General features: G+C 37.8%; 12 protein-coding genes. 5 read left to right on the top strand and 7 right to left on the bottom strand.

What is annotated here, in order from left to right; all coding sequences use genetic code 11:
• Nucleotides 1-306: 306 nt before the first annotated feature.
• The 5 genes from PVV59_RS02775 to PVV59_RS02755 form a co-directional block, all read right to left on the bottom strand.
• Entirely contained in the window at nucleotides 307-1,140 is an 834-nt protein-coding gene (locus PVV59_RS02775) for a heme ABC transporter ATP-binding protein (RefSeq protein WP_273754423.1), read from the bottom strand.
• Nucleotides 1,137-2,216, bottom strand: coding sequence for an iron ABC transporter permease (locus PVV59_RS02770; protein WP_273754422.1), 1,080 nt, complete (start codon nucleotides 2,214-2,216; stop codon nucleotides 1,137-1,139). Before PVV59_RS02770 ends, PVV59_RS02775 begins: the two co-directional genes overlap by 4 nt.
• A gap of 20 nt (nucleotides 2,217-2,236) precedes the next feature.
• Nucleotides 2,237-3,142: a hemin ABC transporter substrate-binding protein gene (locus PVV59_RS02765; RefSeq protein ID WP_273754421.1), complete on the bottom strand. Its 906-nt coding sequence runs from the start codon at nucleotides 3,140-3,142 to the stop codon at nucleotides 2,237-2,239.
• 11 nt (nucleotides 3,143-3,153) lie between these two features.
• Nucleotides 3,154-4,197, bottom strand: coding sequence for a hemin-degrading factor (locus PVV59_RS02760; protein WP_273754420.1), 1,044 nt, complete (start codon nucleotides 4,195-4,197; stop codon nucleotides 3,154-3,156).
• A 257-nt stretch (nucleotides 4,198-4,454) separates the two neighbouring features.
• Complete coding sequence (locus tag PVV59_RS02755; RefSeq protein WP_273754419.1) at nucleotides 4,455-6,668, bottom strand: TonB-dependent hemoglobin/transferrin/lactoferrin family receptor; 2,214 nt, start codon at nucleotides 6,666-6,668, stop codon at nucleotides 4,455-4,457.
• A gap of 242 nt (nucleotides 6,669-6,910) precedes the next feature.
• Here PVV59_RS02755 and PVV59_RS02750 point away from each other — a divergent pair, with 242 nt between their 5' ends.
• Nucleotides 6,911-7,690: an energy transducer TonB gene (locus tag PVV59_RS02750; protein WP_273754416.1), complete on the top strand. Its 780-nt coding sequence runs from the start codon at nucleotides 6,911-6,913 to the stop codon at nucleotides 7,688-7,690.
• 1,013 nt (nucleotides 7,691-8,703) lie between these two features.
• Here the strand turns inward: PVV59_RS02750 and PVV59_RS02745 are convergent.
• The gene (locus PVV59_RS02745; RefSeq protein ID WP_273754415.1) at nucleotides 8,704-10,797 is read right to left on the bottom strand and encodes a lytic transglycosylase domain-containing protein; all 2,094 of its coding nucleotides are present in this window, start codon (nucleotides 10,795-10,797) and stop codon (nucleotides 8,704-8,706) included.
• Between the two features lie 252 nt (nucleotides 10,798-11,049).
• Here PVV59_RS02745 and dapA point away from each other — a divergent pair, with 252 nt between their 5' ends.
• Together dapA and smpB are read left to right on the top strand one after the other, a co-directional pair.
• Entirely contained in the window at nucleotides 11,050-11,934 is an 885-nt protein-coding gene (gene dapA, locus PVV59_RS02740) for a 4-hydroxy-tetrahydrodipicolinate synthase (RefSeq protein ID WP_273754414.1), read from the top strand.
• Between the two features lie 18 nt (nucleotides 11,935-11,952).
• A complete protein-coding gene (gene smpB, locus PVV59_RS02735) occupies nucleotides 11,953-12,429 on the top strand; it encodes an SsrA-binding protein SmpB (protein ID WP_273754413.1) in 477 nt (158 codons plus the stop codon).
• A 24-nt stretch (nucleotides 12,430-12,453) separates the two neighbouring features.
• Here the strand turns inward: smpB and PVV59_RS02730 are convergent, their stop codons facing one another.
• Nucleotides 12,454-13,122, bottom strand: a complete 669-nt coding sequence (locus tag PVV59_RS02730) for a uracil-DNA glycosylase (RefSeq protein WP_273754412.1) — start codon at nucleotides 13,120-13,122, stop codon at nucleotides 12,454-12,456.
• Between the two features lie 561 nt (nucleotides 13,123-13,683).
• Here PVV59_RS02730 and rpoZ point away from each other — a divergent pair.
• Both rpoZ and PVV59_RS02720 read left to right on the top strand, forming a co-directional pair.
• A complete protein-coding gene (gene rpoZ, locus PVV59_RS02725; protein ID WP_120121952.1) occupies nucleotides 13,684-14,082 on the top strand; it encodes a DNA-directed RNA polymerase subunit omega in 399 nt (132 codons plus the stop codon).
• Between the two features lie 128 nt (nucleotides 14,083-14,210).
• Nucleotides 14,211-16,433, top strand: a complete 2,223-nt coding sequence (locus PVV59_RS02720) for a bifunctional (p)ppGpp synthetase/guanosine-3',5'-bis(diphosphate) 3'-pyrophosphohydrolase (RefSeq protein WP_273754411.1) — start codon at nucleotides 14,211-14,213, stop codon at nucleotides 16,431-16,433.
• Nucleotides 16,434-16,437 lie beyond the last annotated feature (4 nt).

The raw sequence follows: 16,437 nt of genomic DNA, 5'->3' as shown, positions 1-16,437 counted from the left end.
CGCGTTATTTTTATATATAAAGATGGAACCTATACGGTTCATATGATACTTAAGAGAGACAAAAAAAATTTTAAATAGAGAAAGAAAAATGTGATCATATTTGATATTCTTATTGGCTATAGAGAGTGGTAAATGATTATTATAAATCAATATTTATCTATTGATAAAAACAGCTAAAGCACATGGTTATGAAAAGAATAATGCCACTAAAACTACAAATAAATCTTCTATAGATTTAGAGAAAAGAGTTCATTAAAAAATAAAACAGACTCTTGGATATTGCGTGTTTTATTTCTCTCAAGGATTTTAATTTTTAGATTGAAGCGGATAGCTTTGTGATCTCATTTCATAGGGGGACGCTGTTTGAGGGAGTACAAACGGGACATCTTCTTTAGGCAATTCAGAAACATTTAAGAAACAATGGTAAACATCGTGGAGATTTTGTGTTGTCAAAACAGCAGAAGAATTTCCTTCACAATAAATCTCGCCCTTCTTGAGTAAGATCATGTTATCTGCATAATGTGCTGCAAGGTTGAGATCGTGAAGAACAGCAAGAACGCCACCACCAGAATGGGCAAATTGTTTTGCAATGTCCATAACGATAATTTGATGTTGAATATCGAGGCTAGCAATAGGTTCATCTAATATCATCCAACGAGGAATTCCATTATAAATAGGTTTCCAGATTTGGCAAAGAACACGCGCAAGTTGTACGCGTGCTTGTTCTCCACCTGATAATTGATGATAATACAGGTTACCGTAATCAGACAGGTCAACACGTTCTAAAGCTTCTTGGATAAGATTTTGCAATTCGGCTTTGGCAATAGTAACTTGGTTTACAGAAAGTCCAAGCCCCACAACTTCATGAACTAAGAATGGAAATACGAGCGTTGTTGATTGTGGTAAAACGGCTCGCATTTTTGCCATTTCATAAGTTTTTGTTTGGCGGACATCATAACCATTTAAAGTTATTTTTCCACTGTAAGGAATTTCTCCACTTAATGCTTTAACAAAAGTACTTTTCCCTGATCCGTTGGGACCGATAATGATGGTAAAAGCGCCACTTTTAGCTTGAAGGTTAACGTGATTAAGAATCTGTTTCTTTCCGCGCTGAACGCAAATGTTTGTCGCCTCAATCATGAAAAGTTTGTTCCTCGTTTGCATATAAGGATCCACAGGAAGAAGGGAGCACCGAAAAGTGCTGTTACGATTCCTATTGGCAATTCTGCTGGGGCAACAATTAAGCGTGCAAATGTATCAGCAAAAATAAGTAATGCTGCCCCTAAGAGAGCAGAGTAAGGAATGAGATAGCGGTGATCAGGACCAATGAGCTGACGTAAAATATGAGGAACAATAATTCCAATAAAACCAATACCACCACTGACAGAAACAGCACTTCCACACATAAGAGCAACAAGGGGAATAGCAATATTTTTAACGCGTTGAACAGAAAAACCGATATGACCAGCAACGGCTTCACCAAGCGCAAGAGCATTCAGAGCTCTTGATAAAAAGGGGGAGAAAAGAAGACCAACAAAGACGAAAGGGAGAACAAGCCATACTTTCAACCACGTTGCACCTGCAAGAGAGCCAAGACTCCAAAAAGTGATATCGCGTAATTGTTGGTCATTTGCGATAAAAATCAACGTTCCGACAACTGCACTGCTTAAGGCCCCAAGGGCAATACCGGCAAGCAACATGGTTGCAATAGAAGTAAAGCTATGATGGGTAGCTATTATGTAGAGGACAATCGTTGATAAAAGCCCCCCAAAAAAAGCACCTATGATAACTTTATACGGTTCTAGAAAAGGTGCAAATGAAATAGGAAGGGAAAACCCTACAACAATTGCTAAAACAGCACCAAGACCGGCTCCTGCTGATACCCCCACAATTCCAGGGTCTGCAAGAGGATTACGGAAAAGTCCTTGCATCAGAACCCCAGAGACAGCTAAAGACGCTCCGATCAATAGCCCTAAGATAACGCGAGGAAGCCTTATATCAATAAATATGAGATAATCACGTGTTCTACGACTAACAGAAAATTCTTGCGTAAACATGCTATAAAGAAAATCAAAGAGTGAAGTATTTGAAGCACCATTTAAAAGCCCGCTTAAAATACTAAAAACGAGGAATATTATGAGACCGAATAAGAGTATTTTTCTTAAATTTTCACGCTTTATTTTTTTCTGTTTTTCTGTTTCAGATGCATAAATCATGGACAGCTTCTCTACCAATTCTATCCGTTTTTATCGTTTTTGTTTGTACCATAAAGCATATGAATAAGTTCTCTTGATGCATCTGCAGTGCGTGGACCAAATCCTAAAAGGTACATAGCATCCATTTGTTTAATAGCGTGATTTTGGGCGGCAGCTGTTGCTTGAATTGCTGGTATAGCTAAAAGCTTTTCAAGATTAACAGATTTTCCACTGTGTGTTATAAGCAAAATAACATCAGGATTTGCTTTCAATAACGCTTCGTTATTGAGAAGTTTATACCCTTTATAATCAGTAATGGCATTGAGACCACCTGAAAGTTTTATGATACCATCAGCGGCTGTATCTGTTCCAGATGCCATAACGCGTCCATTTTGCACAGACAAAATAAAAAGGACTCGCTTTTGTTTTGTTACCTTTGCCAAAAGAGCATCATTGTCTACAAAGTCACGGCTTACTTTTTGAATTAATGCAGCGGCTTGCTCTTCACGATGGATGGCTTTTCCAACGAGACGAATTTTTTCTATAACACTTTCTCGAGAATAGCTTTCTGGTATAATCACGATAGGGATTGATGTTTTTTTGAGAATTTCAATTGTTGAAGGAGGCCCACTTCCTTCAATGAGCAAGATACCTTCTGGAGCAAAAGACAGAACACTTTCAGGTGAAAGAGCACGCATGTAACCAAGTACAGGAAGCTTGAGGGATTCTTTGGGATAAACACTTGTACTATCACGGGCAACAAGTTGATCTTGTGCACCTAATGCATAAACAATTTCTGTCAGAGAACCACCAATAGAGACAATTCGTGCATTTTTAGAAAAATGCGTAGTAGGTTCAGCAATGACACGTTGAGAAAAGAAGCTAAGAAAAAGCAGTATAAAAAGAAGAAAAAAATTTAAGTGTCTGCGCAAAAGAAGTATAGGCATATTTTATCTTTCTAAGCGACGACTAATTTTTGATAGGGAGGAAGAGACTTCAATAAAGAACGCCAATCCTCACGCTCTTTTTGACCTTCTTTGCGCAGCCCAAAAAATTGAACAATCATACCATCATTTTTATCGAAAACTTCAAGTGAACTGATATAACCATCACGGGTAGGTTTGCGGACATGCCATACACTAGCAATTCCAGACGTAAGTAAATGAAGATCAAAGCTCGGATCAAGAACATTAAGCCAAGGTCCCATTTGCTTAATATTTTTTACAGTTCCACTAAAAATTTGAATACACCCTTTATTCCCAACAAAACACATAATGGGCAGTCCTTGTTTTGCGACTTGGTTCAGCATTATTTCAACAGCATCTACCTGTAATTCATCGGCAAATTCATTGCCAGCATATTTTACAGCATGATGCCGATTAATTCTAAATTCGGAAATAATTTTATGAAGTTGGTGTACATCTGTCATTTTACGCCAACGATCCCGAAAATTCTCAATATCCAATTCTGTTATGTCACACTGAACTGGAAGGGAAACAGGAAGAATGTTAAGAACAGAGGACTGATCTTCAAGAAGGAGATTTTCAACAAGTTTATTCCACTCTTCCATGTTGGTCATATCTTTAGAATAGATTTTTAAAATAGCAACGCCATGCTCATCAAAGAACTGTAGACTTTTTGCAGGCTTTCCAAGGATAATGACATCATATTCAAAACCAAACTTCCATTGTTTTGTAAAAATACGCAAATCAATTTCACCCAACGTAATAGGAATATGTTGATTTTGAACAATTTTTTCAAAACATCCTGTTATTTCGTGAACAGCATATTCATTGCGTGTTAAGACCATGACTTTTCCAAGTCGCGGAGCACTTTCCAAGAGAGTAGCAACATTAGTTTGTAGTCTTTTTGCTTTTCCAATGGTACAATAGGCCGCAATAAGCTCCGCTTCGGATATACCAATCGAAACCGCAAAATCGCGGTTTCGCATTTCTTTTTTCTCTTCACGTAAACGAAGAATCATTTCAGCTGTATATGCCATGGACTTTACCTTTATGTTACTTAACTCAAAAACTAACTTTCAAATTTTATAATTCCAAGGCAATAGATTAAATTCTTTTAAGAGTTCAATCTATCACAAAATAACGCTTTACCGCCAACAGCTGAACAATCAAAAAACGATAAAACGGAAAGAATTAGGGCTTTTCTACCAAATCTTTGTAATTTTAAAGATATTAGAAACACAATAACTGATCCTTTTATCGATACGACTTTTGATCTAATCGTTAACAGACGTGACTAAAACTTTTGTACGAAAGACACCTTAAAGTTACGACCAGGCTGGCTATAATAATCCTTCGGAGCTATATTTTTATTCGCAATTGCATTTTTACCGGAAGGAAGATCTGATGCATTCCAATATTTTGTATTGAAAAGATTATAAACACCAGCTCTTAAGATAGGTCCTGTTTCACCGAATGGTTTCCACCACCCCGTCATATCAACAACATGGTATCCTGGAATTTTTTGATAATCAGATTCTCTAGCTACTTTGTCACGTTTGGCTGCCAAAGTAAGAATAATATCGCCCCCCCAAACCTCTTTTGCATATCCTAATCCGATAACGGCTTTCAAAGGAGGAATCGAGTTAAGATATTCCTTTTTGTCAAGATCTTTTCCTTGTAAATAGACAAGAGAAACATTGCTATGAAAATCATTTTTAAGAACTAAACGCGCCTTTGTTTCAACACCCAAAATTCTCACGCGTGAACGATTTATATAATGCAGACGTTTAAACCTGAATTCTTCTGACGGCCCTTTATCCTCGATATCTATGAAATTTTGATATTGGTTGATAAAGGCATTGAAAGAACCACCAAAACTTGCATTTCCATACCGTAGACCAATATCATACCCATTGCTTTTTTCTGGTTGAAGATCAGGATTTCCCTTTGCGTAATAAGCAGAGGGTCTAATATAAGAAACGTAAAGTTCTGAAATACGTGGTGCACGGAAAGCTTGTGCCCATTGAGCATAGAGCGTTATTTGATTACGAATATCCCACTCCATGCGTAATTTAGGAGAAAAGCGAGATCCATTTCTTTCTGGAGGAAATCTATCAGAAATTAGAGCTTTTTCATAAGCGGAGCTTTTTTGCGGAACATATTTGTACCAATCATACCGAACTCCTGATGTTATACGAAAACGATTATCACTCAACCCAATTTCATCTTCAAAAACAAAACCTAAATTATAACCATTTGTGTCTGGTGAATCTGACCGATTAGCAGGCATCATAGAGCATCCACGCGCATTTTCTTCTAAATGGCAATTGTCTTTACCGAACAAATAGTGATGAAATTTAGATGACGAAACATTAGCGGCAATCTTGAACGTATGGCTTACAGTGCCAAAATCGACTTTTTTAAGCGCATCTGCATTGAAACCATAATTGGTATTACGCAGAAAATTATCTCTCAAATAATCCCCTTTGGGTGCTCGAATACGAACACCAGTCATAGTGTCACGATCTGACTGCCTTTGCCAATAAAGCTGCCCACGAAAAGCATCAACAATCGCACCGCCATCACCATTATAATTATAAGAAAGAGAAAGACGTTCACGGTATTTATTGTCCTTATTATAAACAGAACCTGGGACATACGCAGTAGGAGCAAGAGCGGAGAATCCATTCAAGGAGTGCGTATTTATATCATAATTAAAACGTTCTGCAGTAAAACCAAGCCGATGATTATCACTCAAATATTGATGAATTTTAAAAAGTAAGTTATTCCTGTCAAACTGAGAAGGGTTTTTACGTGTACGCTCTTCATATCCTCCCTCAGTTCCCATATTCTTACGTTCATTCCCCCCCACATAAGATCCTTGTAAAAGCAAGAATGTTCGATAATTGCGCACAGCAAAAGCTTGATTGATGCGCCAGCTGTTATCAACAGAGTTATAACCACCTTTTATAAGGCTCCCCCAATTCTTTTCTTCAGTTATAAGGTCTTCAGGATTAAGGGTACGCAACGCAATTACTCCCCCTAAGGCGCCAGAACCATAAAGACTAGAATCTGATCCTTGAATAGTATCAAACGCAGAAAGAGCGTTGAAATCAAAAGTGGTGTTTCCACCACCACCACCACGCAGTACATCATTAAACCAAGGAAGAGAAATACCATCCATTGTCGTAAGAACACGGTTCGCATCTAAACCACGAATAACAAAACTATTATTTTCTGAGTTATAAGAGACAGAAGGATTAAGACGACTCACGTCATACTCATCAGTTACTTGTTTTTCATCAATATTCTCGTTGGTTTTACGATCAGTTAGAATGGTTATTGAATTTGCAGCATCTTCTATTTTTTTTCCTTTAATAAGGATTGGTTTGAGCTCAGTCACAACATCCTTATCACTGTTTTGCGCAAAAACAAACGAAGGTATACAAACCGACAACGCACCTAAAATCACACAGCTCTTATGGATATTTTCTCGTCTTATTCGCATAACACATTATAACCTTTTTTTAAAACATCCCCTCTCTAAGCTTGAAACTTTACATAAAAACGCCTGACTTAACCCTATCAAAAGTTAACCAACCAAGCAGGAATGATTTAACAATATAAAATCACAGAGAAACCATATTAAACATGATAAAATCAGTCAAGAAAAAAGTTGCAATTTCAAAATAGCTTGTTTTAATGAGATGAAATACCAATATTGCACGTAGAATAGCGGCGGGAGAAACGATGAACTTTGCAAATATGAAGCAGCTATCAGCTCTTTGGATTGGTGCATTTGTTGGCGCCCTTTCTTTGCATATAGTATTGGGCGCACAGTTTTATTTTCGAAAGACTGGTGTCAGTAACGGTACGCTCTCTTCGACGGTTATGCTAACTCTTGCCCAAGAGAGTCTCTATCTGGATGCTGATATAGATTCGTCGAATCCAGATCATGATACAGACTTATCAAGTGTCAGTGCAAAATCAGAATTATTACAACCAGATCTTGCTGAGCAAGAGCCTGAGATATCGGAGAGGGTGGATGAAACTCAACCAGAAGAGCCGCAGCAGACTGTAGAAAAAGATGATTTTATAGAAAAGTCTTTGGAAGAATCTCTTCCTTATAAAGTAGAAGATAAAATATTTGAAAAAAAAACGAGACCAAAAACAGTTATCAAGCTCCCCCTTGTGAAGACTGCACGTTCGTTTACTGCTAGACAGAGCGGCAGTACAGCAGGGTTTGAAGATATGGTGTTGATGGAGTGGTTAGCAAAGGTACAGTCGCAATTAGAAAAGCAAAAAAATTATGTTGTAGGACAACGTACCAGTCGGGCAAAAGGAACGGTGAAGTTAGAGTTTAGGGTACACGAGCGGGGGAATATTTTTTCTAGCCGTGTCGTCGTTTCTGCCGGAGATCCAGAACTTGATCGGCTGGCTATGGCAGCCCTTCAACGTGTCGGCTCTTTTCCACCCCCTCCACCATCAAAGATAAACAAAATGATTAGAGTATCCTTGATATTTAGCTGATTTTTATGAAGGTTTCTGTTTAGATAATATATTGGTTTAGAATGATTGCTCATAATTTCATAATGTGAATGAAATATAGTTTTTTCTAGTTTTTTTTGACGTTGAATCAATCAAAACCATTCGCTTAAAGAGACGTCACAAGGGAGAACATGGGTAAAAAGTTTGAGGAGTGAACATATTTCTTATGAATGCTCTAAATGAAAAGGCTGTTGCAATATCAGGTATTAGGGGAGATGGTAGGCGCATCACTCTTATCTCATTAAAAGCGATATATCTAATCGCTATACCATTCGAGAGAGATTTTTCATAAGTACTTTTCATATTCACCGTTGTGAAATGAACTTAAGAGCATTAAAAAATACCTTTTAAAATAAAAATAGGCATAAGAAATACATACTATTTGGGACAGATATTTTATTTTATATAAAGGGGGTGATCTTATATGTGAAAATGAGAGAAACAAAAGGTAAAGCTTCATCTTTATTGCTAAAAGATATGAATATGTTTAAAAGTTGTAAAGATGAATGAAAAGAGAAGGTGCAGGAGGATATTTTTTTATCTTTAAGGTTGTCTTACTCAATGAGTTTATCTTTTTGCTTTAGAGATGATCCAAACAGCTATAGTAGTGATATCTTACCCCTATGGGGGATAGAAATATTGTAATCAGAAAAAACGTGTTGTTGTACAAGACTTGAATGTTGATGAATAAGAAACAGTAAAAGGATACGCTATTCGTTTCACTGTTTTTACATTGATAATTTCTATGTTATTATCATTTATATCTTGAGAAGAAATGAAATATTTGTGCAACATGATGATTGATAATGATCATTCATTATTTTATATTTGGAATGAAAGCCCAGAATAGCGTAGAATTTTCCTATCTCAGCTCTATTGATACTGAATCAATTAAATCACTTAAACTTGTACGTTAAAAGTGAGGCTGTATGTGGGTACTTTTTTAGGAAGGAACAAAGTCCTCTTAAGAGCCTACTCGTATTTGAGAAGATATATTATTTCCATCGACCAGAAAGAAGGTCGGTTTTTATATCTATTTTTCCAGTGAGTCTTGCTTTGTAGACGCCGTAATTTTCCATAACGCGCATTACGTAATTCCGTGTTTCTGTATAAGGAATGCGCTCAATCCAATCAACGATGTTATCGAGAGATTTTCCTCGAGGATCGCCATAACGTTTTATCCATTCATTAACTCGACGGGGCCCCGCATTATAGCCAATGAGCGTTAGGATATAGGATCCATTAAAACGTTCCAATTGTTCATTGAGAAAATGAGCACCTAATGTCACATTATAATGAGTATCACTGCTGAATTTTTTATGAGACCATGCGATTGAGTATTTTCTTGCTAGTGCTTTTGCTGTTGTAGGAAGCAATTGGAGTATACCTTGTGCACCTGCTTTTGATATGGCTGTTGGATTAAATTCGCTTTCTTGGCGTGCAATAGCATAAATAAGTGATTTTTCTTCTACAGAAATATGTGCAGAAGCTGGTATAGCGCCCAGAGGATGAGAAAGTGCCCCGACATTTTTCCCTTGAAAAACAGCCATTTTCCCGATTTTGAGGCTGGTATAATAGTCACCATTTTTTTCTGCCATAACAGCCAAAAGGGCTAATTCACCAGGGCTTTCTATTTTTTTTCCAAGCTCTCTATAAAAAACTTTAGCAAAATCAGCATAGCCAGCTTCTTCAAGACGTTGAATTGCTTTAATAGTTTTTCTTGCACTAAAATGCTGTCGTTCAGCGGTTGTTGGTTTAGGAAAGGAGATGTTAAGCTTTTTTTGATTGAGTCGTGCAGCGGCTAATTGACCATAATAAGTTGTACCAAAATGAGCAGCGCGATGAAAGTAATGTTGGGCATTTTTGTGTTCTCTTAGCGTTTCTGCTGTTCGTCCCATCCAGTAATATCCACGTGATGCAGAAAAAGGTAAAGAAGAAAGTTGAGGAATGCGTGAAAAGTGCTGCATTGCTAATTTAGGGTTATGAAGAAACCGTAGTGCGTACCATCCTGCGTGAAACTCAGCATCAACAGCTAATGCAGATGTCAAGCCAGTGTGCATTGCAACGAGTTGATAAGCCATTTGGGGTTTGTTTAAATCGAGCATTTCGCGAGAAAGGGCGCGTTGTTCTTTCCACAATGAATGAGGGTTCATAAGATGGAAGGTATCTTTGGATGTTTTCATCATGAGTGTTGCTGCGGCATCATATTGCTCTGTTCGCCGAAGATGACGCATTCGAGCAAACTGGAAGAGAGGATTTTTTTTCCATGTTCTCTCTATAGCTTGTAATTTTTGTGTCGCTCTAGGATCATTTTTTTCAACAGCTACAAAAGCATCAAAAAGAGATTGAGCATGGGCTAATTTTGCAACGCGTGCCGCTGAATCAAAACGATGTGCATACAGCATAAACTGCATGCGTTTAAAATGATCTATAGGTTTTAAGGCAGCACCTGCATTTTTAAGAACAAACATTTCTTCTTTTGCATTAAGCGGTGTTTTATGCCACCATGGCGCAATAATATATTGGGCACGGGTGATTTGTCCCATTGCGATAAGTGCTTTAGCAAAGAGAGCCATACCTTGTGCGGTAAGAGGAGGATGATGCAAAAATTTTTGGATGATGGCGCGTGTGACATTTGTTTCGTTAAGAAAAGCACGCTCAGCATTGCGTTGCATCGTTTCTATACCGGGCCATCCTTTTAGCATGTTGATTGCGTTATATATTTCAGAGCTTGGTATATTATCTTGGTTTGACATCCCTAGCGCCCATGTCAAAATATAACGATCAAGGCTATGTTTTTCCAGTGAATTACGAAGACTTATTGTTTTTGCAATATTGTTGTTTGCAAGGGCATCTAGTCCAGCTTTTAGATGTTTGAGTGTCACAGTATTGTGCGAAGTCGTGTGTCTGTGTTGAAGAAGCTTTTGAGCTTCTTGTTTAAAGGCAAGGGGGATCGGACGGGTCGAAGGGATTGGTGCTTTCCCATGTAAAAGAGGTGTTTGTGCATAGGCACTTGAAAATAAAATTCTTATTGCCAGTATAAGTGCAGTAAAGGTTGATACGAAAAGAGAGGTAGAAAACACACGCATAGAGAAAAGACCTTGAGACCTTGCTTTTTGTAAGAAACTTAAGGTCTTATAGAACACAAGCATGAAAAACGCGTTAATACGGATGGCTTATTTTAAAGAAATGTTCAAAATTTAAGGAGGGACATCTTCATTTTATGGAAGCTTTTTTTGAAATTCATCTTGCTTCAATAATAGAGCAAGATTATGCTTTATTTAAAATTTATAAAGGCGATTATTAAAAAAAACAAAAGCGAACATTATAGGGAGTTTATCATGCTCAAGGGAGCTATAACTGCGCTTATCACACCGTTTGATCAGAAGGGTGCAATTGATGAGAAAGCGTTTTGTGAATTTGTTGAATGGCAGATCACGCAAGGGATTAACGGTGTAAGCCCTGTTGGAACGACAGGTGAATCAGCAACTTTAAGTCATGAAGAACATAAGCGAATTATAGCATTGTGTGTTGAGCAGGTCGCAAAGCGTGTTCCTGTTGTTGCTGGAGCAGGATCCAATAGCACAAGTGAAGCTATAGAGCTTGCACAATATGCGCAAAAAGCTGGTGCAGATGCCGTTTTGGTTGTTACGCCCTATTATAATAGACCCAATCAGTCTGGTTTATATAAGCATTTTTCTTCTATTGCCAAAGCTGTTTCTATCCCGATTATAATTTATAATATTCCAGGGCGTTCTGTTATCGATATGACTGTGGAAACAATGAGAGGCCTTTATCAAGACTTTAACAATATCATTGGTGTTAAAGATGCAACGAGCAGAATTGAGCGCGTGAGTGAACAAGGTGAAAAATGTGGCAAAAATTTTGTGCAGCTTTCTGGTGATGATTGTACAGCATTAGGTTTTAATGCCCATGGAGGTGTCGGATGTATTTCAGTTTCCTCCAATGTTGCTCCAAAACTTTGTGCAGAGCTTCAAGCTGCTTGCTTTCATGGTGATTATAAAACAGCAAGGGAATTAAATGATCGCCTCATGCCTCTCAATCGAGCTGTGTTTATTGAACCTAGCCCTGCAGGGATTAAATATGCTGCTGCAAAATTGGGGTTTTGTGGTGAAACTGTGCGTTCTCCGATCGTTCCATTAACAGAGAGCACCAAGAAGATTATTGATGCAGCCCTTATTCATGCGGGTCTTTTAAAAGCATAAAATGATATTGATAAAACCATGAATAAAAAAAAGAACACGCCTGCACGGAAAATAATTGCTGATAATCGTAAAGCTCGTTTTAATTTTGAAATTCTGAATAATCTTGAGGCGGGTCTTGTTCTCCAAGGAGCGGAAGTGAAGTCTTTACGTTCTAATCATGCTAATATTGCTGAAAGCTATGCCAGTTTTGAAAATGGAGAATTATGGTTAGTCAACAGCTATATTCCTGAATATACGCAAGCCAATCGTTTTAATCATGAGCCGCGACGTTTGCGTAAATTATTACTTTCAAAACGTGAAATGGCACGCTTTTTTAATGCAACATCCCGTGAAGGAATGACACTTATTCCTCTCAAACTTTATTTTAACGAACGTGGGCGCGTTAAGTTAGAGATTGCTCTCGCCCGTGGGAAAAAACTTCATGATAAGCGTGAAACGGAAAAAAAACGTGATTGGGGACGTGAAAAAGCAAGACTTTTAAAAAGATATGGATGATCGGCTTGGATATGCTTTATTGATTTAGCATTGATCTAAGTATGTTTTGGCTGCTTGAAAAATTTGGTGAAACATAGCATCTGTCAAGCGGCCGGTATTCGTATTATAACGAGAACAGTGATAGCTGGAAAAGATGCGTAATCTACCAATGTTATTGATTGTGCCATGTCCAAAAGGATGCGCTAAAACTTTTGCATTAAGAGCGCGTATGGTTGAATGGTGTGCAATGGTGCCTAAGGTAATAACTGCTTTAAGTTCGGGAAGATTTGTTAAAAGAGGCGAGAAGAAAGAGCGGCACGTGTTAATTTCAGCACCGGTGGGTTTATTTTCTGGTGGAACACAACGAACAGAGTTAACGATTGCAGCATCGATCAGTTCAAGAGTATCGTCTGCTCTTTCTTCGAAGGTTCCTTGGGCAAATCCGAATTTTTTTAAAGTGGAATAAAGTAAGTGTCCAGCATAATCACCCGTAAATGGACGCCCAGTTCGATTAGCACCTCGTAAACCGGGAGCAAGACCAACAATGAGAAGACGCGTTGTGTCTGCTCCTTTATAGGGAAAGAAAGGGCGTACCGGTGCGTTATGCCAACGTGGTTCTTTCACACGCCAGTCAGCAATAAACTGATGAAGCCTAGGGCATAAATTGCAATTTTGGGGTGGCTCTGGGTAAAGTGATGTTAATGGGTTATTCATGGCGTTAGGCATTAATTGTTTTTTATTCTTTTAAGTCTTTTATGGCGTGTACGATGGATCATGTTTTGATAAAAAAATCAGAATATCAATAAACTTTTTTAGAAAAAGTTTAATATAAACTTATGGCGAATGATGATGTAACAAGAAGCAATCTTTCAGTTATTTATTCGATGAATAAGAGTGTAATATATATGATGTTTAAAGAAAAAAATTATTTTTCATAAATATAGTATCATAAAAAATGTGCATAAAGCTTTTGTTATTGGAAAGGATTTTTAAGAGCTTGTATTTCTTTTAAGAAAATAAAGACTCCAAAGAGATATTTTGTCAAGAAACACTTTTCTTTCCTCGAATCCAATCCATTGGAATTGTTTGAAGCACAGCTTTGATAACGAGCATGAAAAGAATATACATTTTTCTATAAAGTTACCAAGAGTTTTCTCAAATAAGTTCTTTAAGAAAAAAATATAAAAGTTTATATTGTTTTCTTGTGTTTTATTTTGACTACTGTATATACTCCTCATATCCGCTATTAAATTTTTATTTGAGAAAGAGACATAAATGGCTCGTGTAACGGTAGAAGATTGTATTGATAAAGTTGATAACCGCTTTGAATTGGTACTTTTAGCAGGGCATCGGGCGCGTCAGATTTCACAAGGTGCGCAGATTACAGTTGATCGTGATAATGATAAAAATCCAGTTGTTGCTTTGCGTGAAATAGCAGAAGAAACATTGTCTCCTGCTGATTTAAAAGAAGATCTTATTCATTCGCTGCAAAAGCATGTGGAAGTAGATGAACCAGAAATGGCAAGTGAGTTCATTACCCATTCAAGTGAAGCTGAAAGTGTTTTTAATACATCATCGCAAGAAGAAGGAGCTTCATTTGATCAAATGTCAGAAGAAGAGCTTTTAGCGGGGATTGAAGGTTTGGTTGTTCCAGAAAAAAGTGACGATTATTAATTACGGCGATTGATATTACAGGGGTGAAGATACCTTGTCAGATAGGGAGAAGTTATTTTTCTTGTTCTTTATTGATAAGGCGTGTTCAATAAGGGTTAGAGGTGTGAAAAGATAAAGGATATGCTCGTATGATGCGTCAGCGTGAGCTTGTTGGCCGTATTCAGCGTTACAAGTCTGACGTAGATGAGGCTCTTCTAAACAGAGCCTATGATTATGCAATGAAAAAGCATGCTCATCAAAAGCGTGCTTCAGGTGATCTTTATTTTTCCCATCCTTTGGAAGTTGCTGCTATTTTAACGGATATGCGGTTAGACGAGGCGACGATTGTTGTTGCTCTTTTGCATGATACAATTGAAGATACAAGCGCTACGCGGGCAGAAATTGATCAGCTTTTTGGCTCTGAAATTGGGAAGTTGGTTGAAGGGCTTACAAAGCTTAATAAGCTTGATCTTGTATCAAAGAAAGCTGTACAGGCAGAAAATCTTCGTAAACTTCTTATTGCCATTTCTGATGATGTTCGTGTTCTTTTAGTCAAACTTGCAGACCGCCTTCATAATATGCGTACCCTTGGTGTCATGCGTGATGATAAACGTCGACGAATTGCTGAGGAGACAATGGATATTTATGCGCCACTTGCAGGCCGTATGGGAATGCAGGATATGCGCGAGGAATTAGAGGATCTCTCTTTCTTTTATTTAAATCCAGAAGGCCATCGTACGATTACCAATCGACTTTCTGAATTATCAAAGCGCAATCGTGATTTGCTTTCCACAATTGAAAATGAATTGACAAAACTTTTTTTGGAAAATGGCATTAAAGCAGATGTTAAAAGCCGTCAGAAAAAATCTTATTCTGTTTTTCGTAAAATGGAAAGTAAAGCATTATCTTTTGAACAATTATCGGATATTTTTGGGTTTCGTGTGATTGTTGAAACGGTGGATGATTGTTATCGTGCTCTTGGTGTTATCCATACGACCTGGCCGATGGTTCCTGGTCGTTTTAAAGATTATATCTCTATACCAAAGCAAAATGATTATCGTTCTATTCATACAACCATTGTGGGACCTTCAAGACAACGTGTTGAATTGCAAATTAGAACGGCTGCCATGAATGAAGTTGCTGAATATGGGGTTGCAGCCCATTCCATATATAAAGAGCACGGTTCCAATTATTCGACTTCGAAACTATCAAGCGAAACGAATGCCTATGCATGGTTGCGTCAAACGATACAATCTTTATCTGATGGAGATAATCCGGAAGAATTTTTAGAACATACAAAACTTGAGCTTTTTCAAGACCAAGTTTTTTGTTTTACGCCAAAAGGTCGATTAATTGCTTTTCCTAAAGGCGCGACACCTATTGATTTTGCTTATGCTGTCCATACAGACATTGGCGATTCTTGTGTGGGCGTAAAAATCAATGGTCGTATTATGCCTTTAATGACTAAATTAAAAAATGGTGACGAAGTTGATATTATCCGTTCACATGCTCAAATTCCGCCAGCTGCATGGGAATTTCTTGTTGTCACAGGTAAAGCACGTTCAGCTATTCGACGCGCAAGCCGAGCAGCGGTACGTAAGCAATATTCGGGTTTAGGATATCGTATTCTTGAGCGTTCGTTTGAATATATGGGAAAACAATTTTCAAAAGATGTTTTAAAGAAAGTTTTGCCACGTTTGGCACGTAAAGATGTAGAAGATGTATTGGCTGCTGTTGGGCGTGGAGAGTTGTTTTCCTCTGATGTGATTAAAGCGGTTTATCCTGATTATCAAGAGCGTGTAGTACAAAAGTCATCTTTTAAGCCTGGGGAAGAAGGGTGGTTTAATATTGAAAATGCTCAAGGGATGATTTTTAAGGTTCCAGAAAATGAAAAGGATGCAATGATAGAGGATCAGCAATCTAAAGCCTTACCTATTCGAGGAACCCGTGGAGATATACCTGTACGCTTTTCACCGGAAGGGGCTGTACCTGGAGATAGGATTGTTGGCATTATGCAACCAGGCGCAGGAATCGTTATTTATCCAATCCAGTCTTCGGCTTTGATGGCCTATGATGATCAGCCAGAACGATGGATTGATGTACGCTGGGATATTGATGCTCAAATGAATGAACGTTTTCCTGCAAGGATGAATATTTTAGTTGTCAATAGTCCTGGTTCTTTAGCTGAAATTGCGCAAATAATTTCTGCTAATGATGCCAATATCCAAAATTTATCTTTTATCCGTACAGCACCAGATTTTACAGAAATGATGATTGATCTAGAAGTTTGGGATTTAAAACATTTGAATCGTATCTTTTCTCAGTTAAAAAAGGCAGATTCAGTTAGTACAGTGCGGCGGGTTCATGGATAATAAC

It is taken from the genome of Bartonella sp. MM73XJBT.G, from assembly GCF_028618435.1.
GTDB lineage: Bacteria > Pseudomonadota > Alphaproteobacteria > Rhizobiales > Rhizobiaceae > Bartonella.
The sequence above is the reverse complement of the archived record's forward strand: the minus strand, read 5'-3'. Positions and strand labels throughout refer to the sequence as shown.

Excerpts from the sequence above, each read along its gene's own strand:
- PVV59_RS02775 (WP_273754423.1), bottom strand. The coding sequence starts at position 1,140 with ATGATTGAGGCGACAAACATTTGCGTTCAGCGCGGAAAGAAACAGATT.
- PVV59_RS02770 (WP_273754422.1), bottom strand. The coding sequence starts at position 2,216 with ATGATTTATGCATCTGAAACAGAAAAACAGAAAAAAATAAAGCGTGAA.
- PVV59_RS02765 (WP_273754421.1), bottom strand. The coding sequence starts at position 3,142 with ATGCCTATACTTCTTTTGCGCAGACACTTAAATTTTTTTCTTCTTTTT.
- PVV59_RS02760 (WP_273754420.1), bottom strand. The coding sequence starts at position 4,197 with ATGGCATATACAGCTGAAATGATTCTTCGTTTACGTGAAGAGAAAAAA.
- PVV59_RS02755 (WP_273754419.1), bottom strand. The coding sequence starts at position 6,668 with ATGCGAATAAGACGAGAAAATATCCATAAGAGCTGTGTGATTTTAGGT.
- PVV59_RS02750 (WP_273754416.1), top strand. The coding sequence starts at position 6,911 with ATGAACTTTGCAAATATGAAGCAGCTATCAGCTCTTTGGATTGGTGCA.
- PVV59_RS02745 (WP_273754415.1), bottom strand. The coding sequence starts at position 10,797 with ATGCGTGTGTTTTCTACCTCTCTTTTCGTATCAACCTTTACTGCACTT.
- dapA (WP_273754414.1), top strand. The coding sequence starts at position 11,050 with ATGCTCAAGGGAGCTATAACTGCGCTTATCACACCGTTTGATCAGAAG.
- smpB (WP_273754413.1), top strand. The coding sequence starts at position 11,953 with ATGAATAAAAAAAAGAACACGCCTGCACGGAAAATAATTGCTGATAAT.
- PVV59_RS02730 (WP_273754412.1), bottom strand. The coding sequence starts at position 13,122 with ATGAATAACCCATTAACATCACTTTACCCAGAGCCACCCCAAAATTGC.
- rpoZ (WP_120121952.1), top strand. The coding sequence starts at position 13,684 with ATGGCTCGTGTAACGGTAGAAGATTGTATTGATAAAGTTGATAACCGC.
- PVV59_RS02720 (WP_273754411.1), top strand. The coding sequence starts at position 14,211 with ATGATGCGTCAGCGTGAGCTTGTTGGCCGTATTCAGCGTTACAAGTCT.